This window comes from Blautia sp. CGZ-1-C1 (genome assembly GCF_056504575.1).
Window position 1 is genome coordinate 1 of record NZ_JBWLUT010000129.1, and the last position, 21,826, is coordinate 21,826.

Genomic DNA, 21,826 nt, shown 5'->3' on the forward strand with positions numbered 1-21,826 from the left:
CTGGAATTACCGAAGCATACATTCTATGTAGATAATCTGTTTGCATTTGAGCCGCTTCCATATGTTAAGAACCTGTATTATCTGGACGTTAATTTCTACCGCTACTTTATCGGCAGAGATGACCAATCCGTAAACGAGAAAGTAATGATCAAACGAATTGACCAGCAGATTCGTGTAAATAAGCTGATGGTAGACGCATATATTAATTGCGGAAATACCAATAAACGCCTGAAAGAGTATATGTTCAGTTATCTGGATATCATAACAACGATTTCTTCTATCATGCTGATACGTGCTAATACAGAGGAATCTCTGCAGAAGAAGAAAGAACTTCTGGAATATATTAAAACGCAGAACAAACTGGTATACAGAAAATTACGCCACAGTCTTTTTGGAAGAGTAATGAACCTGCCAGGAAAGGGTGGAAGAAAGATGTCAGTGGCAGCCTATAAGATCAGCCAGAAATTCTATGGATTTAATTAATTGAAATTGGGTTAAAAATAGACAGAAAACATCTGATATTTTGATTGTACAGAGTTTTTACATGTAAAGGAATGGATGAAAGATGATAAAAAAGAACTTATGTTAGGAAACATCTTATGTTTTCTAAAAAAGTTCTTTTTGTTTTATCAAAATCTATTTCAAGAAGGTAATTTTAATTTTCACTTTTTTTTCGTCTGGCCTCTCCAAAGTAAGATGCTCTGGAAGAAACGGCGGCTTTTCTCGGATAAAAAAACAAAAATCCAAATAAAGCAAGAGTCGTACCCATACATACATCAATCACTGAATGCTGTTTCAGGAACATGGTTGACATGATGATCAATGCGGTAAGGGTAAAGGAAGCAGCCTTTACTATTTTCTTATCACGAAGTGCCTCACAGTTTGTGAGAGACATATGTATCGCAAGAGAGTTAAAAACATGAATACTTGGAAGAATATTTGTAGGAGTGTCTGTGCTGTACAGCCATTTCACCATATCTGTAAAAATATTATCCCTTGGGAACTCTGTTGGACGTAAATGCTGTGCATTTGGATAAACGTAAGAAACGATCAGAAAAACAGTCATTCCCATCATAAGGTTAAATGCCAGCTGGTAGTATTCATGTTTGTTTTTATTAAAAAATATAAAATAGATTACAGCCAGGAACATGTACGGAAACCATAACAGATAAGGTATGATAAAAACCTCACAAAATGGTATCCAGTCATCGAAAACCGTATGTACGATATGATAGCTGTGAACTGGACGATGTTCCAGATAATTGAACATCAAAATATAAATAATACTGTAAATACCGATCACAAAGCCATGTCGGTATTTTTCAATAAGACGTTTCACAATGTCACCTTCTTTATATAATCTGTTTAATACTGTATTACTGTTCATTTCGTTTGCAGTAACATTCTATATTCTTTCTTTCATTATCATAACATCTTCATACTTCTTTTACAAATAAATTTTCTCATAAAGTATATAAAAAATTTATTAAAAAATGCAGGATGAAAAGCAATATATTTTAAGTACTGTTCACTGGTAATATCCCGCGAGGTGTTTTTGGTGAGCGAAGGTCACCTACAGAACCTGCCACTGGCAGCTTCTTACGGATGCTTGGCAACAGAAAACCCGAGACATACCGCGCGAATTTATACGATTAGTATAAATTCTGTGCATCGCGAAGCGTGTTGCCGGGCACGTAGTGAACGGTAACATATTTTACAAAGTTTTAACATAAAGCAGGACAAAGATTTTACGGCACACGATTATACTGAGATTAATCAAATCAGAAATTTACCTGATTCAGAAAAATAATAGTAAATGGAGAACAAAAAATGATATATTTGGTGGAAGATGATGAGAGTATTCGTGAACTGGTGATTTATACATTAAAAAGTCAGGGCTTTGAGGCAAAAGGTTTTGAGAGACCTTCCCTTTTCTGGAGAGCACTGGAAAAAGAACAGCCCGCATTGTTGCTTTTGGATGTAATGCTCCCGGAGGAAGACGGTATTTCCATATTAAAGAAATTGCGTGTACGTCCGGATACACGTAAACTTCCGATTATTATGCTGACTGCAAAAAGCAGTGAATATGACACAGTAGTAGGTCTGGACAGCGGCGCCGATGATTATATCCCGAAACCATTTCGAATGATGGAACTGATCTCAAGGATTCGTGCCTTACTTAGAAGAACAGAAGATGACGGTGCAGAAGAATATCAGATTGGAAATCTCTATGTCTGCCCTGCCAGACATATTGCAACGGTAGATAAACAGAATGTGAATCTGACATTGAAAGAATACGAAGTATTATGCCTGCTCCTGAAAAACAGCGGAACTGTTCTTTCCAGAACACAGCTCTTAAATCAGGTATGGGGATATGAATTTGACGGAGAAAGCAGAACCGTTGATGTACATATCAGAACACTGAGACAGAAACTGGGAACTGCAGGAGAACTGGTGGAAACTGTGCGTGGAGTAGGATACAAAATTGATATGAAATAAAATTTAGATAATAAGAACTGGAATCATATATTTATCTATGCTATACTCTATATAAAAGAAAAATCAGCGGTCAGGGACATCAAAATCCCTGACTGTAGATTTTTATAAGGAGAATAAAAATTATTTTATGAAATCATTAGTAATAGCAGAGAAACCTTCTGTAGCCAGAGATATTGCCCGGGTGCTTCGCTGTAATCAGAAAGGCAATGGAACGCTGGAAGGAAAAGAATATGTGGTTACCTGGGCACTGGGACATCTGGTTACCCTTGCTGATCCGGAAGAATACGACAAAAAGTATACAAAATGGGAGATGTCCACACTTCCCATGATGCCGGATCGAATGAAACTGGTTGTGATCCGACAGACCGGTAAACAGTACAATGCAGTGAAAACACAGCTTTACAGGAAAGATATCAAAGATATTATCATAGCCACAGATGCTGGAAGAGAAGGAGAACTGGTAGCACGATGGATTCTTGACAAATCAGACTGCCGCAAACCAATCCGCAGACTGTGGATTTCTTCAGTTACAGATAAAGCTATCAAAGAAGGCTTTACAAATCTGAAAAACGGACATGAGTACGATAATCTGTACAGAGCTGCAGTAGCGAGGGCAGAAGCAGACTGGCTTGTGGGAATGAATGGAACCAGAGCACTGACATGTAAGTATAATGCCCAGCTATCCTGTGGACGTGTGCAGACTCCTACACTTGCCATGATTGCAAAAAGGGAGGAAGAGATCCGTTCATTCAGACCAAAAGAATATTATGGTCTTTCTGTAAAAGCAGGAGATGTTACCTGGACGTGGAAAGAACCGAAGAGTAAAAGTTTCAGAACTTTTAATAAAGAGAGAGTAGAAGAAATTTCCGCCGCAGTCCGTAATCATACACTGGAAATCTCTTCTGTGACCAGCAAAGAGAAGAAAACATATGCTCCGGGCTTATATGACCTGACTACGTTACAGAGGGAAGCAAATCAGAGATATGGGTATTCAGCAAAACAGACCTTAAACATCATGCAGCGTCTGTATGAGAATCATAAAGTTCTTACTTACCCAAGAACAGATTCCAGATATATCGGTAAAGACATTGTGCCTACGATCAAAGAAAGACTGAAGGCGTGTGCAGTCGGTCCATACAGAAAGCTGGCAGGTCTATTGCTGAATCAGCCTATTCGTGCCAATGGAAATTTTGTGGACGATAAAAAGGTTAGTGATCATCATGCAATTATCCCTACGGAGCAGTTTGTGCAGCTTGACCATATGACAAATGAAGAACGTAAGATTTATGATATGGTTGTCCGCAGATTCTTAAGTGTACTTTATCCGCCATTTATTTATGAACAGGTAAGTATGGAAGGATTGGCAGCAGGAGAACTCTTTGCCGCCAGTGGTAAAGTTGTAAAAAGTGCAGGATGGAAAGAAGTGTACGAAAATACGGACACAGACACAGATGAGGAAGACGCAGATATATCGGACAATTCTCAGAAGCTGAAAGATCAGAAGCTTCCGCAGATGAAAAAGGGCGAAAAACTGCGTATAGAGAATGTGTCTGTAAATACAGGAAAAACAAAACCACCTGCAAGATTTACAGAAGCAACCCTGCTTGCGGCTATGGAGAACCCGGTACGCTTTATGGAAAGCCATGATGCGAAAGCGGTAAAGACTCTCGGTGAGACCGGTGGCCTTGGAACTGTTGCAACGAGAGCTGATATCATTGAGAAGCTGTTTAACAGTTTCATGATGGAGAAAAAAGGAAAAGAAATATATCTGACTTCTAAAGCAAAACAGCTTCTGGAATTGGTACCTGAGGAACTTCGCAAACCAGAGCTGACAGCAGACTGGGAGATGAAACTTGGAAATATTGCCAAAGGTAAAATGAAACAGGAGACATTCCTGAAAGAAATCAGAAACTATACCTGCGATATCGTGGATGAGATTAAAACCGGACAGGGAACGTTCCGCCATGATAATCTCACAAATAAAATCTGTCCGAACTGCGGTAAGAAACTTCTCGCAGTGAATGGAAAGAATGCAAAGATGCTGGTATGCCAGGACAGAGAATGTGGATACAAAGAAACAGTTTCCAGAACGACCAATGCCCGCTGTCCGAAATGTCATAAACGTATGGAAATGTACGTAAAGGGCAAAGAAGAGACATTTATCTGTGCTTGCGGATATAAAGAAAAACTCTCCGTTTTTCAGGCAAGACGGGAAAAGGAAGGTGCAGGAGTTAATAAGCGCGATGTCCGGAAATATATGAGACAACAGCAAAAAGAAGCAAAAGAACCAGTAAATAACGCATTTGCGCAGGCACTTGCAGGATTGAAATTAGACTGATGATATCATACAGGATATAGATACTAAACAGAGTGTAATTTCGTGTCTAAAAGATATGAAAATATATAAATCAAAAAAGTGAAAGGATGGAACAGACATGGCAGTACAGGATGATCACATGATAAGAAATATTCAGGATGTAGGAAGATTAATTGCGAAGCTTCTGCTTCATGAACAGCAGCCAAATTATACATTACCTGAAAATGAAGCAGATTATACGGATGCAGATAAGCTTTTTGCATCTGTAATGAAACTTGCAGAAGAAGGCAAAATTAATGAGGCGGAAAATGAATTGTATGAGGGTATGGTAGAGGAGAATGTAGATTATCTGGAATTAGCATTGACCTTTTATCTGTATCTGAATGATATGGATGGAGATTTCCTGGATGACAACGGATATTCCAGAGAGGAAGTACTGGAGGGAATGAAAGACCTTGCCTCTGACTGGGGTGTCAGTGGTCTGGAAGCCTTTTAACTGAATTAAATTTACTGTTTTCCTTATAAAACAATAAACGATAGAGTATGAATTTTTACTTTATTGACTATAGAGAGAAAAGAAATAAAATAGCTATTCGCGTGAAAGGAAAAAGCATAAATTATGCGCAGAGAACAGACACTGGAAGAAATTTCAGATGGAAAATTATATGATTCCAATGATATGGTAAAAGCAGACTGCCATGATTGTGAAGGATGCTGTGACTGTTGCCAGGGAATGGGTGATTCAGTGATTTTAGACCCATTTGATGTACACAGATTGTCAATCGGGTTAAAGAAACCAGTCGAGCAACTTTTACAGGAATGTCTGGAACTGGGAGTGACAGATGGCAATATTCTTCCGCATCTTCGGATGACAGGAGAGAAAGAACAGTGTGTATTTCTTAACAGTCAGGGCCGTTGCAGTATCCACGCCATAAGACCGGGATTCTGTAGATTATTTCCATTGGGAAGATTTTACGAAGATGGTGGATTTAAATATATATTACAGATTCATGAATGTCTAAAAACAAACCGAAGTAAAATAAAAGTAAAAAAATGGATTGATACTCCGGACCTGAAAAATTATGAGAAATTTGTCAATGACTGGCATTATTTCTTATTGGATGTGCAGGAGGTAATATATAACTCCGAGGATTCAGATCTGATCAAAAATCTGAATCTCTTTGTGGTAAACAGATTTTATATAAAACCTTATAAGCAGAATCAGGATTTCTATATTCAGTTTTATGAGAGACTGAAAGAAGGGAAAGATTTACTGGCATTGGCATAGGAGAAACATATGAGTTATCAGAATGAATGGCTTCTTTTTGAAGCAGAAGATGAGTTTGATGAAATTGAGCACAGAGAACCAACAGAAGAATTTTTATTCTATCGTGCAGTTGCAAGTGGTGACATAGATGCGGTAAAGAAAAACTGTGAGCAAGAGAGATTTACAGAGTGTGAAGGTGTGGGAATCTTGTCCAGAAATGCGGTCACAAATATGAAATATCATTTTGTGATAACTACGGCAATGATAACCAGAATCTGTAAACAGAATGGAATGGAAATGGAACAGGCATTTCGGCTGAGTGATTTTTATATTCAAAAGCTGGATGGCATTCATACAGTAGAAGAGGTTCAGAGCCTTCATGATGAGATGGTGATGGATTATACTGAAAAAATGCGCAGATATTTCAGAGACAACACTTATTCTAAACATATCAACGCAAGTAAAGAATACATTTATTCTCATATCAAAGAACGAATTACAATAGAAGATCTTGCAGATTCACTTGGAGTATCTGCGAGCTATCTCTCCAGATTATTTAAAAAAGAAACAGGAATATCGGTCAGTGCCTATATCCGCAGACAGAAGATAGAAATGGCGAAAAATCTTTTGCAGTACAGTGATTATTCGATCATTGAGATTGCAAACCGTCTTTCCTTTTCTTCCCAGAGTCATTTCATCCAGCAGTTTCGGGAAGTTACGGGAATGACACCGGGTAAATACAGGGATGAACATTATATGATACACTGGGATATAGAAAAAGAACTTTGTGTCGCATCAGAGTCGGAACTGAAAAAAGAACAGGATTAATCAAAATATTAAGATAAGTAAAACAGGCGGCTAGCTTACAGGAAATATAAATTTTCTGTAAGCCGGCCGTTTATTTTCATCTGGTAATATCGGGGGATTAAAGAGTTAATATGATTTCGTTCTTATCCTGAAGAAGGTTTTCAGGGATATAATTATCTGCTAATTTCTGTCCGTTAAGAACCAGACTGCAGCAGCCAGATTCTTTTTTGTCTGGATTTTCTACAGAGATATGAAGCTGTTTTCCACGGAAAACTTTCTCAATCTCAAAGTGTTTCCAGCTTTTTGGCACAGAAGGAGACAGTCGAAGTCCTTCAAGATCAGGGCGAAGTCCGAGGATACCTTCCACACATCCTACCATTACAGTAGAAGCAGTTCCTGTCAGCCAGTGAACATGAGAGCGTCCAAAGTGTTTGCTTGCTTTTCCCTCTGTAAACTGACCATAGCAGTATGGTTCAAGACGACGGATTTCGGCACAGTCATTCTGCGCAGCAGGAGAATTTTCCATAAAATAAGTAAAAGCACGTTCTCCATGACCGCGGAGTGCTTCAGCAAGAATCAGCCAGCCCTGGGATTGGGAGAAAATACCGGAGTTTTCTTTGGTACCCTGATTATAGATAACTGCCAGTGCACCATCGAAAGCATGCGCATGATAAGGCGGATCCATAAGGATTGCACCATATTTTGTGTTTAGACGTTCGTATACATTGTTCAGTGCAGCGTCTCCCTGTTCAGGGCTGGCAAGACCACTGATGACAGCCCAGCTCTGAGGATTCAGCCACATATTTGCTTCAGGAGCAGCAGCTTCACCGATTCTTTCTCCTGATTCTGTATAACCACGTACGAAGCGGTCGTTATCCCAGCACAGTTCCTGAACTTTTTCGCCAAATGCTTTCTGAGTTTCTTCAAGATACTGTACATATTCTGTATCTTTTTTATATTCGGCAAAGATTTTCAGGATTGTCATTGCATAATAGAACTGTAAAGCAACAAAAGAAGATTCTCCGTTTGCACCCAGACGGAGACAGTCATTCCAGTCTGCATAAAGTCCGGCAGGCATTCCGTGCGGTCCAAGGTGATCAAGGGAGAAGGCAACTGCACGTTTCAGATGCTCGTATACAGTAGCTTCTTCTTTGTTGGCAAAAGGAATCACTTCATCAAGAAAAGCAGTGTTTCCGGTTTCTGAAATATATTTATATACAGTTGGGAAAAGCCATAATGCATCATCTGCACGGTAAGCCGGATGGCCGGTTTCCTGTACATAAGAAGCATCATCCGGAGTATCTTCTTTTCCAGGTGTGTGAGTAAACTTGACAAGAGGGAGTCCGCCACCGTTATTTACCTGCGCAGACAGCATGAAACGAATCTTTTCCAGTGCCATTTTCGGTGCCAGATGGATGATTCCCTGAATATCCTGTACAGTATCTCTGTATCCGTATCCATTTCTGAGTCCACAGTAAATGAAGGAAGCTGCACGGGACCAGATGAAAGTCATAAAACAGTTATATGCGTTCCAGGTATTAATCATAGTATCAAATTCCGGACTTGGAGTGCTGACTTTAAGATTATCAAGCTTACTGTTCCAGTCAGCTTTTAATGCTTTCAGTTCTTCTGCTACAGTTGGAGCCGGATTTTCGTAACATCTGATTACTTCAGCAGCTTCAGATGACGGTTTCATTCCAAGAAGAAAAGCAATTGTTCTGGTTTCACCTGCTTTAAGAGTTATTTTGCAGGAGAGAGCACCACAGGAGTTTTCATTATAGCTTGTCTTATCACCAAGATCACCACAGACAATACCTTCAGGGTTTCCATATCCATGGTAACTTCCGAGAAATTCATTTTTGTCCCCACAGTAAGAAGAAACCTCAGCACCTGCAAGTCCAAAGAAACGTTCTGTCACATTTTTCTCATCTACGTTCTCATTTTCAGGAATTGCATCAAGATTTCCATGAATCTGCTGAGTAATTCTGTTTCCTTCGAACAGTGTACGAGAAATAAAAAGAGAGTACTGTAAATTAACCTGATCCTGTTCGTAATTGCTGTGGTTGGTAAACTCTGCATATCCGCTGAGAGTCAGGTTCCTTTCGTGATCAGAATGATTGGTCACAGATAATGCCCATACTTCATAACTTTTTCCAAGAGGAACATAGTAAAGGGCTTCTGAGTGAATATCGCTGTAGTCGGCAGAAATTTTTGTATAACCGATTCCGTGACGGCATTCGCTCTTATACTGAGCCAGATCTTTGCCTACAGGCTGCCAGGATGCAGACCAGAAGTCTGATGATCTGTCATCGCGAATGTAAATGTAACGTCCCGGCTGGTCAAAGTTATTAAAAACATAGCGCAGGATACGTCCGTTTGCACCGGATTTTGCAAAACTGTAGCCCCCTGCATTATTGGAAATGATTGCACCGTACTCCGGGGAACCCAGATAGTTTACCCATGGTGCAGGTGTTGCCGGATTAGTAATCACGTATTCTCGGTTTTCATTGTCAAAATATCCGTATTTCATATAGTAAATCCTTTCTGTTAGAACAATATTTATAACTGCCTGTCGACTGCTTTTATGGAGGCTGAGCAGCTATTGTTTTCAGGCAAGTGTTACTGTAATTTCATGAAGATCAGAAGAGAGGTTGTTAATAAATTCTCTGGAGATCATAATATGGGAATCTTCTACGATTTCTATTGCTGTTTTGTCGCAGTCCGCAGCGGCGATATGATAAGAACCATAATCTTTTCTGTCTGTGTTTCGGTAGGTAACATGGAACTGTTTTCCTGCAAAAGTAACAGAGACAGAAGCAGTTCCTGCTTCATCGAACTGTTCTGCCAGAAGTTTTGGATGAATCAAAAGGTTTCCGAAAACTCCACGGACACCAAAGACCTCTGTGATCATGGTAAAAAGATACCAGCTTGCAGCACCTGTCAGATAATGATACATGCCACGTCCGTCTGAACGGAAATATTCAGGAATTCCCGGGTAGATATGGCTGGTATCAAAGTCGAGAGCTGTATCAGACAGAGAACGCAATGCTTTCCAGCCTTCTTTTGCAAAGCCTCTCTGATATAAGGCATTTGCATACATAACTGCCATATGAGAGAAAACAGCACCGTTTTCTTTTTCGCCATAAGCGAAACCGAACATACGTCCCATATCAAACTTCAGTTCCTGAAAATCTGTGTTCAGGCGGTAACCGCCAATTTCTTTTCTGTAAAGATAATGATCTGCGCTTTTTACGATTTTTCTGATCTGCGCATCAGTGGCAACATTTCCCATAATAGAGAAAACCTGGCCCGTGAGCATCATACGCACCTGTTCATGGTGGAAACCTTCCACTGCCTCTCCATGATTATCGTAATAGCTGTTATACCATCCTTCTTCGTTGTCTTTGCCATCAATCCATTCCTGTGAACGGATATGATTTGTCAGCCAGTTGGATTTCTGGATCAGGTTGGCACCAAGTGTGGAGAGAGAGAAGTTTTTCTTTCTGCCGCTCAGGTTATGCCTGCAGCTTTTGGCATATTCAGTAAGAACCTTTTTCTTTTCAGATACACTGTCAAACATATCTGTCTGGTCGTTCAGCAGGATTTCAATTTCCTCTGACAGCGGGATACTGGTTTCGCCTGCAGATTCCATAAGGCGTAATATGGAAGCAAGAGTGTGGAGATTGCCCGCATAAGCACAGGTAAAGGCAACACTTTCACCATTTTCTGCTGCCATATCCAGGGCATCGTTCCAGTCAGCTCCGCGGAGACGGTAAATATTATGAACACCTACATCATAAAAAGCGGCAAGCTGCTGGATCAGAATGTGCTCCAGAACACTTCCGGTATATACCTGACCGTCTTCGGTGCGCTGTTTATTTCCATATGCGTCATTCCAGAGAGTATCAATTTCTGTGCCGCGCATGGTTTGTGCATCTTTAAAATAAGGAACCTGTTTCTTAAGGATCTCTATATCTCCGGTCTGATTAATATAAAGACTGGTCGTGATTAGCGGCCAGAGTGCATGATCCATCCATACACGTGCGATTCCGTTTCTGTCAGCGATAAAATTGCCGTCACCGTCTCCGATAATAGTAGCATTTGTACCATCAATACGTACGCCGCCATAATTCTTTTCAATCATGGCACCTACATTCTGAGGATTCATCAGCAGAAGAGAAAGACAATCCTGCCACAGATCACGCCATCCGCGTCCACCACGTCCGTAATCATGATGAGGAAGGAAAGAACAGCCAAATAAACGGCGCAGGAATGGCTGGAAACTTACCCATTTCATATAACTGTCAAAGTCAGGATCCTGTGTGTGGAAGTCAACGTTTACCTGTTTTTTCCAGTAAATTCTGGTTTCTTCCAGTGCATTTTTTACTTTATCGGAAGTATTGTATTTTTCAAAAATATTTTCAATTTCTTCTTTACTGTCGGCAATACCTGATAATAAAATAAAGTCTGTTTTTTCACCGGGAGCCAGTGTGAAAGATGAGAAACAGAAAGCACCCATTGCTTCCTTTCCTGCTGCCAGACTGTGTGCGGGAACTCCTTTATATCCTTCATATACTGTGCGTGGATGTGTATAGGTACCACCTTCTCCGATAAAATCTTCTACAGTCGGATAATAGGAAATCGGATTTTCTCCCTTTCCGGAACAGCCATTTACATAATAGATTTTATGATTTGGCTGATGTCCCCGCTCGTCAAATGACATGGTGGGGCAAGCATTGATCCATGTTTTGTTGTCTCGATACGATGGAGCATGGAAGTGACATTTCGATGATCACGAATGTTATCCGCACTTCTTCCGTAAACAGGAATTGCACCATATGCAGTAAATTTCTGTACAGTATCTGTCTGGTTTTCAACCGTCACATACATAATCTCCACATTATCACTTTTGGGGATAAAAGAAGTAACTGTGGGAGATGAAGCCAAGTTCTCTGGAAGTCCTTTTCAAAGTCTGCCACATGAATCCGGCGGTTAGTTCACTGTCTTCCTGCCTGTCAGTAAAACGGTCGGCTTCCTGCTGAGCAGAGGAACCTGTTACTGAATAAGGAATGTGTCCTTCTTTTACGATCCAGAAATTTCTGGAAGAACGATTGTTATGAAGATTTTCGGAACTGACCGGTTCCAGCAGGAAGGTATCCTGATCAATTTTGCTGTCACCTCCAAGCACTGGTGTGACGGAACTTTTCAGACCTGCTTCTGATGCAAGAGGAAAATAAAGATAACTGGTATTTTCCGGTCTGTTCACACAAAAGCTTCCATGATTATCAATAAACTTAATATGTTTCAACATTTTTCTCCTTCCATAAATATTGCTGTATGGAAATTATATCGGAACTGAGATCTTTCGGAAATAAGAAACATGAAGTAAGTATCAGAATCATGACATAAAATAACACAATTTCAGAAAAATATATGAGCAGGTAATGAATCAGATTGCGAATATTCATCTGGCTGATTTATAGAAAAATGGTACTTTTTATACAAAAATACTAATAAAAAAACAGAAAGATTATGATTTTAGGAAAGATTTCCTTATTAAATGACAAAATCTGTCTGTATATAAAAAGAACACAATGAGGTCATGAATCTGACATTTTGGTGGAAATTATAATATACCCGAAAAGCAGCTTAAGCTATAATCTGATACATCAGGTGAGGCAAGAAACTCACAAAGAGAAAAAAAGAAAAAGGAGGGCTTTTTTAATGAAAAAGAAAGCATTAGCTGTTTTACTTACAGCATCCGTAATTGCAGGTACAATGGGCGGAACCGCTACAATCGTACATGCAGATGAAGAAGGAAAAGTAATCAATATTTATTCCTGGAATGATGAATTCCGTCAGCGTCTGGAAGCAGTATATCCTGAAGTAAAAGAAACATCCAAAGACGGAACAGTAACAACATTAAACGATGGAACAGAAATTCACTGGATCATAAATCCAAATCAGGATGGTGTTTATCAGCAGAAACTTGATGAAGCTCTTATGAATCAGGCTGATGCATCAGCAGATGATAAGGTAGATATCTTCTTATCAGAAACAGATTATGTATACAAATATACAGATGCAGCAGCGGATGTGGCAATGCCTCTGACAGATCTTGGAATTGATCCTGACAAAGATCTTGCAGATCAGTATGACTTTACAAAAACAACTGCATCTGATGCAGATGGAGTACAGAGAGGATCTACATGGCAGTGCTGCCCTGGACTTCTTGTATATCGTCGTGATATTGCCAAAGATGTGTTCGGAACCGACGATCCTGAAGAAGTAGGCAAGAAAATGAAAGACTGGGATACAGCAAAAGCTACAGCTGAAGAACTGAAAGCAAAAGGATATTACACATTTGCTTCTTATGCTGATACATTCAGACTGTATGGAAACAGCATTTCCCAGCCATGGGTAGAAGACGGTGCAACAACTGTTAATGTAGACCAGCAGGTAATGAACTGGATCAAAGATTCCAAAGAATGGCTGGATGCAGGATACCTGAACAAAACTGTAAAAGGTCAGTGGAATGATGACTGGAACAAAGCTATGGGATCTGAATCCAAAGTATTTGCATTCCTCTTCCCGGCATGGGGAATTGACTTTACATTGAAACCAAACTGGGATGGAGAAGACGGAGAATGGGCTGTTACAAATCCACCACAGGAATACAATTGGGGCGGTTCTTACATCCATGCAGCAACAGGAACAGATAATCCGGAACATGCAAAAGATATCATTCTTGCACTGACAGGAAATAAGGACAATTTATTAAAGATTTCCAAAGATTATTCTGACTTTACAAATACAAAGAGTGGTATGCAGGAAGTTGCAACAGATGATACTTTCGCATCTGACTTCCTTGGCGGACAGAATCCATTTACATATTTCGCACCGGTTGCAGAGAACATCAAGATCGCACCACTTTCTGCTTATGACCAGGGATGTGTAGAACTGATCCAGAACGCTTTCAGCGATTACTTCCAGGGTCAGGTAGACTATGACAAAGCAAAATCAAACTTTGAAACAGCAATCAAAGAACGTTATCCGGAAATCCAGGAAGTTAACTGGGCTGAATAATAAACGCTTTTGAATTGACAGTTAAAAAGTTTCAGGTGTAAATAACCTGTACAGATGCATTTGTATTTGCCAGACACGCATGAACGCGATGTGTGTCTGGCACTAATATGTAAAGGAAGGAATGCTGAACTATGAAAAAAAAGAAAAGCATCAGCTATGCAAAATGGGGATACATCTTTATCCTTCCATTTTTTATAACTTTTTTAATCTTTTCTTTGATTCCGCTGGTAGATACTGTACGTTATAGTTTCTATGAATATTATCGTTCAGGAATTAAAGAAATCGGACCGAATTTTATTGGAATGGCAAACTATCTGAGTCTGTTGAAGTCAGATATGTTCAAATACAGTGCTAATACACTGATTCTGTGGGTAATCGGATTTGTACCGCAGATCGTGATCGCACTGGTTCTGGCATGCTGGTTTACAGATGCGCGTCTGAAGATCCATGGACAGCAGTTTTTCAAGGTTGTTATTTATCTTCCTAACCTGATCATGGCTTCTGCATTTGCATTATTGTTCTTTACCATGTTCTCTACCAACGGACCGATTAACTCTATTCTGATGTCTCTGGGATGGGTTAAAAACCCGATAGATTTCCTGGGTTCTGTAATCGGAACCAGATCTCTGGTCGGATTTATGAACTTCCTGATGTGGTTTGGTAATACAACAATTATGCTGATGGCTGCTGTTATGGGTATCAGTATGGATATTTTTGAAGCATCTGAACTGGATGGCTGTAACAGTATCAAGAGATTTTTCTATATCACACTGCCGCTGATCCGTCCGATCCTTGCTTATACACTGATCACATCTATCATCGGTGGTCTTCAGATGTTCGATGTTCCTCAGATTCTTACGAATGGACAGGGAAATCCAGACCGTACATCTATGACTCTGATCATGTTCCTGAACAGCCACTTAAAGAGCAAGAACTATGGTATGGCAGGTGCACTGTCCGTATATCTGTTTATTGTCAGCGGTATTTTATGTATGATTGTATATAAGATGACAAATGACACAGACCCGGATGGTTCCAAGAAAGCTGCAAAGAAAAAAGCAAAAGAAGAAAGAAGGAGGAGATAAACTATGAAATCAAATACATCAGGTCGTGTGCGCAGTATTTTTGTTCATCTTGTGCTGATCTTTTTATCCTTCCTGTGTCTGTTTTTCTTTTACATTCTGATTGTAAATGCAACACGTTCCCATGCGGATCTGCAGAAAGGATTTTCAACACTTCCCGGAAAATATTTTCTTGAGAATCTGAAGAATGTGGCAAATGACGGAAGTTTCCCGATGTTCCGCGGTATTCTTAACAGTGTTGTTGTATCTTCCTGCAGTGCTGCACTTTGTACATATTTTTCTTCTTTGACAGCTTATGGTCTATATGCTTATGATTTTAAAATGAAGAAAGCAGCTTTTACCTTTATTATGGCAATTCTTGTTATGCCTACACAGGTAACAGCAATGGGATTTTTACGACTGATCACAAAGATGGGAATGTATGACTCTTTACTTCCGCTGATCATTCCATCTATTGCATCTCCTGCAGTATTTTACTTTATGTATAGTTACCTTCAGTCTTCTCTTCCTTTATCCCTTGTGGAAGCGGCAAGAATTGATGGTTCCGGAGAGTTTAGAACCTTTAACAGTATTGTACTTCCGATTATGAAACCGGCAGTAGCGGTACAGGCAATCTTTACATTTGTAGGATCCTGGAACAATTACTTCGTTCCGGCTTTGATCATTCAGTCAAAGAATAAAATGACAGTGCCGATTCTGATCGCAACCCTGCGAGGAGCTGACTATATGAACTTTGACATGGGTAAAATTTACATGATGATCACAGTGGCCATCGTACCGATCATTATAGTATATCTGCTTTTATCTAAATATATTATTGCAGGTGTTACACTTGGCGGTGTAAAGGAATAAAAAGAATAAGAAAATAAATAGAATCTTCATAAATAAAAAGAAGAACCTCCGTAGAGAGAATGCTATGGAGGTTCTTTTCATGGGAATCTGCCATTATCGGATAGTATTTTCAAACAAATTTTAGAAAAGAACAATATTTTATAAAACAGGAGTATCTAAATTTATGAAAAAATGGATTTACAGTGGAATCAGACAGGAACTGCCATCTGAAAGAGAAGTACTTCATGGAAGGCTTGCAAGAAAAGCAGCGGCAGAGGGAATTGTCTTGCTGAAAAATGAAGGAATTTTGCCATTAAAAAAGAATATAGCAGTAGCAGTCCTTGGATGTGGGGCAGAAAAAACAGTAAAAGGCGGAATTGGTTCGGGAGATGTTAATAACAGAAAAAACGTTTCAATCTATCAGGGGTTAAAAGAAGCCGGTGTAAAAATTGTAAGCAAAGACTGGATCAGCGATTATCACAATCGTTATGAGCAGGCAAGGGAAGCATGGAAAGAAAAAGTTCTGGAAGAGGCAAAAAAAGTAGACAATCCTTTTGATGCCTATGCAGATAATCCGTTCGAGATGCCATTGGGACGCGAGGTTCGAGAAGAAGATATCTGTCAGGCTGAAGCTATAATTTATGTGATCAGTCGTATTTCAGGAGAAGGAAAAGACCGCCGAAAAGTGAAAGGTGATTATTATCTGAGCACAAGGGAAGCCGCTGATTTACGCTATCTTGCAGAAATGAATAAGCCGGTGATTCTTATTCTTAATGCCGGCGGCCCGGTAGAATTGACTGAAATTCTGGAACAGACACATAATATAAAAGGAATTCTTAATATTTCCCAGCTGGGTCAGGAAGGCGGCGATGCATTGGCGGATGTACTTCTGGGAAAAGAAGTACCAAGTGGTAAACTGACGACAACCTGGGCAAGACATTATGAGGATTATCCGTCTTCTGAAGAATATGGATATCTGAATGGAAATCTGGAAAAAGAGGAATATAAAGAAGGGATTTTTGTAGGTTACAGGTATTTTGACAGTTTCGGGAAAAAGCCGCTGTTTCCATTTGGTTTTGGTCTTTCTTATACTTCCTTTGAGATTAAATGTTGTGGACTGAAGATTGAGGAAAGCAAGATCAGAACAGAGGTGCAGGTTACAAATACAGGAAATAAATATGCCGGTAAAGAAGTAGTGCAGATTTATACCACATTTCCACGAACAGATTTTGAAAAAGAATATAAGAGATTAGTGGGATTTGCCAAAACCAGACTTCTGCAGCCTGGGGAAACACAGACACTTATCATAGAAATACAGGAAAAACAACTGGCATCTTTCAATGAGGATTCACATACCTGGATAATGGAAAAAGGCAGCTATGGCCTTATGCTTGGAAACAACTCAGATAATTTAGAATTTGCTGCGATTTTGGAAGTTCCAGATTATGAAGAACTTGAACAGCTGGATGAAATCTGCCCATTGCAGGAGAAACTGGATTGTATTCATCTGTCTGAAGAAATGCAGGAAAAACTTATACAATATCAGAAAGAGGAGAAACTGGCACAGGTACCACGATATCTTTTTAAACCGCGTTGTCTGTCGACACCTTCTGAGAAAACTAACGATGTAGAGAAAAATAAAGGATCTCTCACCAATGAATATAAAAAAGTCCTTTCAAAGATAGCAGAGAAATCCGCTGAAGAACTGATTCCACTACTTTATGGAAAAATTTCAGAGAATATCAGTACTTTAGGAGCAGCTGGAATCCGCGTACCAGGTTCTGCTGGAGAAACCAGTGGCGCACTGGAAGAATGTGGAGTCCCGTCACTTGTTATGGCTGATGGTCCTGCCGGTATTCGTCTCAGACAGTGGTATCAGGTAAATAAAGAAACCGACAGCATTTATGAAATGGGCGTTCTTGGATCTCTGGAAAATGGAATCCTGGAGCCGGGAGTATATCATGAAAATGCAGATACTTATTATCAGTATTGCACAGCTTTTCCGGTAGGAACAGCACTGGCTCAGACATGGGATACAGAGCTTATGACGAAGTTTGGAAAAGCAATTGCAGAAGAAATGGAAGAATTCCATGTGAATCTCTGGCTGGCACCGGGAATGAATATTCACAGAAATCCGTTATGCGGAAGAAATTACGAGTACTATTCAGAAGATCCGTATCTTACAGGAATGTTAGCGGCAGCAGTAACACGTGGTGTGCAAAGCAAACCGGGATGTGGAGTAACGATCAAGCATTTTGCATGTAATAATCAGGAAGATAACCGTATGGGTGTAGATTCCCGTGTATCAGAACGTGCACTTAGGGAAATTTATCTTCGTGGATTTGAAATTGCAGTAAAAGAAGGAAATCCGGTTTCCATTATGACATCTTATAATCTGGTGAATGGAGTGCATGCAGCAAACAGTAAAGATTTATGTGTAACAGTTGCCAGAAAGGAATGGGGATTTGACGGCGCCATTATGTCAGACTGGAACACAACAGTGCCGGAGGATGGAAGTACTCCATGGAAATGTGCGGCAGCAGGAAATGACATCATCATGCCTGGAAATCCAGACGATGATAAGAACATCCTACAGGCATATAAAGAAGGAAAACTTACAGAAGAAGAAATAAGAAGCTGCGCAGAACACCTGATAACGATGATTAGCAGAGTAAATCAGAAACGATAAATTTTTTATTAGGTTTATCAAAAAAATTAAGATTATGATAGCCTGAAACATAAAATTATGATATGATATAGATAAAAAATAGACAGAGAAAGTCCCTGCTTGTAAAAGATTACTTTTGCGAATAAAGTGGGGGCTTACTTAGTTGTAAAATAAAAAAGAAAGGATATGGTGAAATGGAGAAATATAAGAGAATATTCGTGATCGTTCTGGATTCACTGGGAATTGGGGCGATGCCTGATTCAGAGAAATTTGGAGATAAGGGTGTAGATACTTTCGGACATATTCTGGAACGGATGGGAACTCTGGATATTCCGAATCTGCAGAAACTGGGAATGATAAATCTTCATCAGGCAGGTAAAATGGAGAAGGTAGAGAATCCGATGGGACGTTTTATGCGTGTCAGTGAGGCCAGCAATGGAAAAGATACTATGACAGGTCACTGGGAGATGATGGGAATCAAGACAGAGAAACCATTTAAGACTTTTACAGATACAGGATTCCCGCCAGAACTGATTGCAGAACTTGAGAAACGCTGTGGCAAACGTGTAATCGGAAATAAGAGTGCAAGCGGTACAGAAATCATTGAAGAACTTGGCGAAGAAGAAATCAATACAGGTGCAATGATCGTATACACTTCTGCTGATTCAGTTCTGCAGATCTGCGGAAATGAGGAGACATTCGACCTTCAGAACCTCTATCGTTGCTGCGAAATCGCACGTGAAATTACAATGAAAGATGAATGGCGTGTGGGACGTGTAATCGCAAGACCATATGTTGGAAAGAAGAAAGGTGAGTTTAAACGTACAAGTAACCGTCATGATTATGCACTTAAACCAACCGGATTAACAGCTATGAATGCATTAAAAGATGCAGGATACGATGTGATCAGTGTAGGAAAAATTAATGATATTTTCTGTGGAGAGGGTGTGACAGAAGCACTGCATTCTAACAGCTCTGTGCATGGAATGGAACAGACGATTGAAATCAGCAAGAAAGATTTCCATGGACTTTGCTTTACCAATCTGGTAGATTTTGATGCACTCTGGGGACACCGCAGAAATCCTGAAGGATACGGACAGGAAATCGAGAAATTTGATAAGAATCTGGGCGTTCTGATGGAGGAGATGACATCTGATGATCTTATGATTATTACTGCAGATCATGGAAATGATCCGACATACACAGGAACAGATCATACCAGAGAATATGTACCATTCATTTCCTGGTCACCGAAGATGGAACAGGGTGGTCAGTTAGAGGAAGAGGATACATTTGCAATTATCGGGGCAACTATTGCAGATAATTTTCAGGTAAAAATGCCAGAGGGAACAATCGGACATTCTATTCTTGATAAGTTAGTATAATCAGGGGAAAACATATGGATAGCAGAGTATTTCTGGATTTTTTGAAGATAGCGGAAAGATTAAAATGTAATACCAGACATTCTTATACATCTTCAGGGCGGCATGAGAGTGTGGCAGAACATAGTTGGCGGCTTACTATGATGGCATATTTTATGCAGGATGAATTTCCTGAGGCAGATATTGATAAGGTAATCAAGATGTGTATCTTTCATGACATGGGAGAAGCCATTACAGGAGATATTCCTGCGTTTGAGAAAACTACTGCTGATTCAGAGCATGAAAATTCTGTAATGGATGAACTGCTGGACACTTTGCCAGAGCCGTACAAAACAGATTTGAAAGAACTGTTTGCTGAGATGGAGGCATTGGAAACTTTAGAAGCAAAAATATATAAGGCTCTGGACAAATTAGAAGCATTGATTCAGCATAATGAGGCTGATCTTTCTACCTGGATTCCGTTGGAATATGATCTACAGATGACCTACGGAACTAAAGAGTGCAGTTTCAGTGAATATATGAAGAGTCTGCGGGATATGGTCAGAGAGGACTCCAGAAAGAAAGCTGGTATGGACAAATAATAAAAACTTGCTGCACAGAGGGAAAACACCAATGTACAGCAAGTTTTTTTAGCAAATTTTCAACAGATTTTCAAATGAAAAAATCTTATTCTCTGACATTAATTCTTCAAATTTGTTCAGATTAAGATCCGAATGCTCCAGTTCTCTGGAGAACTGGTAGCAAATCTGAATCTGCTCCTCCAGACTAAATTGACGGTTGTTTTTCAGGTATATTCCAACAGATAATTCGTGGATAAATAATGTACAGACAACAGCCATTTTTACCTTTGCAAAAATCTCATCGTCATAAACAGCACCACAAAAATAAGTGTAGATCCAATAAACCAGAAGCTGCTCCTCCTGAATTTGCCAGTCCGGGTAGTAATAATCGAATTCACTTTTCTGATATGGATAAAGACTTACTTTTGCGGACGGATCATCTGAAATTCCTGTATATAAAGGAGTCAGAGATTCATTCAGAAAGTCTCTCCACCCAGGACGAAGGACTTCCATGGCAGGAACTATCGTCTGCCACATTTGTTGGAATAATTCTTTCGTTTTACAGGAATAATCTGGACGGCCGGAAATATCGGCTACATCTGAGGCATTAGTTATATTTGTTTTCTCTGAAGGATTTGCGGTATTTTCTTTTTTATATTGATTCATTTTAAAATGAATTTTATTGCAAAATTCTTCTCCGTATCCGGAATCTTTATGGCGTTTCCTCATATCTTCCCATTTAAAAAGCTCATTTTTATCTATGCACAGCTGAAAATCATGTGCGATCGCAAGTATTTTCCACAGACGTTTCTGCATAGGAATTGTCCTGTCCTGAATGATAGCTATCAGCATATCCCTCGTATCCATCAATGCAGTAAACAGGAGATAATCAAAATCATCATAGACTTCTTCACGAGTTTCTTTTTCCCTGGTTATAAAATTTACTTTATCTTTCTGAGACAGAAGGATCCTTGCGGCTTCCGGGCAGGAAAGTGACAGGGAAATCTCGCGTAACCCCTCAAATTCTTCAATATGTCTGGGATAATTTCTGCATGTTTTGCAGAACATTTTCGGCCCTGCTTCTGTATAAATATCACACAGATTATCTTCATTCAGAAATGCACAGCGACGATCATACTGTCGGAAAACATGTTCTTTCCAGTCGATATCGTTATGTAAGCGGTTACGGAACGGACCTTTAAAGTGCTGATATTTTTTCAAAGTTTTATCATCAATAACGATTTGCCACCCTGCACAGCAGGTGTCCGGACAGGCACCGGCAATGCAGGAGAATTCTTTATAATAATTTGGAAATGTAAATTGCATA

General features: G+C 39.7%; 14 protein-coding genes and 2 pseudogenes. 12 read left to right on the plus strand and 4 right to left on the minus strand.

Going from position 1 to position 21,826, the window contains the following annotated elements:
• Positions 1-483: pseudogene (locus AC058W_RS12055) on the plus strand (glycosyl transferase); the annotation flags it as partial.
• 172 nt (positions 484-655) lie between these two features.
• On the opposite strand, the gene AC058W_RS12060 reads toward AC058W_RS12055, so the two are convergent.
• On the minus strand, positions 656-1,339 hold the full coding sequence (locus tag AC058W_RS12060; RefSeq protein WP_117677013.1) for a phosphatase PAP2 family protein: 684 nt from the start codon (positions 1,337-1,339) through the stop codon (positions 656-658).
• A gap of 491 nt (positions 1,340-1,830) precedes the next feature.
• Between AC058W_RS12060 and AC058W_RS12065 the strand changes: the two genes are divergently transcribed.
• From AC058W_RS12065 to AC058W_RS12085, 5 genes are all read left to right on the plus strand, one after another.
• Entirely contained in the window at positions 1,831-2,499 is a 669-nt protein-coding gene (locus AC058W_RS12065) for a response regulator transcription factor (RefSeq protein ID WP_117676982.1), read from the plus strand.
• Positions 2,500-2,626: 127 nt separating this feature from the next.
• Complete coding sequence (locus tag AC058W_RS12070; protein WP_479390115.1) at positions 2,627-4,837, plus strand: DNA topoisomerase III; 2,211 nt, start codon at positions 2,627-2,629, stop codon at positions 4,835-4,837.
• Positions 4,838-4,934: 97 nt separating this feature from the next.
• Positions 4,935-5,312, plus strand: coding sequence for a DUF6483 family protein (locus AC058W_RS12075; RefSeq protein ID WP_117845621.1), 378 nt, complete (start codon positions 4,935-4,937; stop codon positions 5,310-5,312).
• A 123-nt stretch (positions 5,313-5,435) separates the two neighbouring features.
• Complete coding sequence (locus AC058W_RS12080; RefSeq protein ID WP_118137338.1) at positions 5,436-6,104, plus strand: YkgJ family cysteine cluster protein; 669 nt, start codon at positions 5,436-5,438, stop codon at positions 6,102-6,104.
• A gap of 9 nt (positions 6,105-6,113) precedes the next feature.
• Positions 6,114-6,911: a helix-turn-helix domain-containing protein gene (locus AC058W_RS12085; protein ID WP_117845625.1), complete on the plus strand. Its 798-nt coding sequence runs from the start codon at positions 6,114-6,116 to the stop codon at positions 6,909-6,911.
• 97 nt (positions 6,912-7,008) lie between these two features.
• Here AC058W_RS12085 and AC058W_RS12090 read toward each other — a convergent pair whose 3' ends face one another.
• On the minus strand, positions 7,009-9,420 hold the full coding sequence (locus AC058W_RS12090) for a glycoside hydrolase family 94 protein (RefSeq protein WP_117845627.1): 2,412 nt from the start codon (positions 9,418-9,420) through the stop codon (positions 7,009-7,011).
• Between the two features lie 78 nt (positions 9,421-9,498).
• Positions 9,499-12,198: pseudogene (locus AC058W_RS12095) on the minus strand (GH36-type glycosyl hydrolase domain-containing protein).
• Positions 12,199-12,614: 416 nt separating this feature from the next.
• Between AC058W_RS12095 and AC058W_RS12100 the strand changes: the two are divergent.
• The 6 genes from AC058W_RS12100 to AC058W_RS12125 all read left to right on the plus strand — a co-directional run bounded on the left by AC058W_RS12100 (position 12,615) and on the right by AC058W_RS12125 (position 20,520).
• Positions 12,615-13,976: an ABC transporter substrate-binding protein gene (locus AC058W_RS12100; RefSeq protein WP_117844231.1), complete on the plus strand. Its 1,362-nt coding sequence runs from the start codon at positions 12,615-12,617 to the stop codon at positions 13,974-13,976.
• Between the two features lie 131 nt (positions 13,977-14,107).
• Entirely contained in the window at positions 14,108-15,061 is a 954-nt protein-coding gene (locus tag AC058W_RS12105) for a carbohydrate ABC transporter permease (RefSeq protein ID WP_117844232.1), read from the plus strand.
• A gap of 3 nt (positions 15,062-15,064) precedes the next feature.
• On the plus strand, positions 15,065-15,910 hold the full coding sequence (locus tag AC058W_RS12110) for a carbohydrate ABC transporter permease (protein ID WP_479390116.1): 846 nt from the start codon (positions 15,065-15,067) through the stop codon (positions 15,908-15,910).
• Positions 15,911-16,073: 163 nt separating this feature from the next.
• Positions 16,074-18,578 carry a glycoside hydrolase family 3 protein gene (locus tag AC058W_RS12115; protein WP_479390117.1) on the plus strand — a complete coding sequence of 835 codons (2,505 nt, stop codon included), beginning with the start codon at positions 16,074-16,076 and terminating at the stop codon, positions 18,576-18,578.
• A 173-nt stretch (positions 18,579-18,751) separates the two neighbouring features.
• On the plus strand, positions 18,752-19,942 hold the full coding sequence (locus tag AC058W_RS12120; RefSeq protein ID WP_119242719.1) for a phosphopentomutase: 1,191 nt from the start codon (positions 18,752-18,754) through the stop codon (positions 19,940-19,942).
• 14 nt (positions 19,943-19,956) lie between these two features.
• Positions 19,957-20,520: an HD domain-containing protein gene (locus AC058W_RS12125; RefSeq protein ID WP_117676974.1), complete on the plus strand. Its 564-nt coding sequence runs from the start codon at positions 19,957-19,959 to the stop codon at positions 20,518-20,520.
• Between the two features lie 48 nt (positions 20,521-20,568).
• Here the strand turns inward: AC058W_RS12125 and fliB are convergent, their stop codons facing one another.
• Positions 20,569-21,825: a flagellin lysine-N-methylase gene (fliB, locus tag AC058W_RS12130; RefSeq protein WP_479390118.1), complete on the minus strand. Its 1,257-nt coding sequence runs from the start codon at positions 21,823-21,825 to the stop codon at positions 20,569-20,571.
• Position 21,826 lies beyond the last annotated feature (1 nt).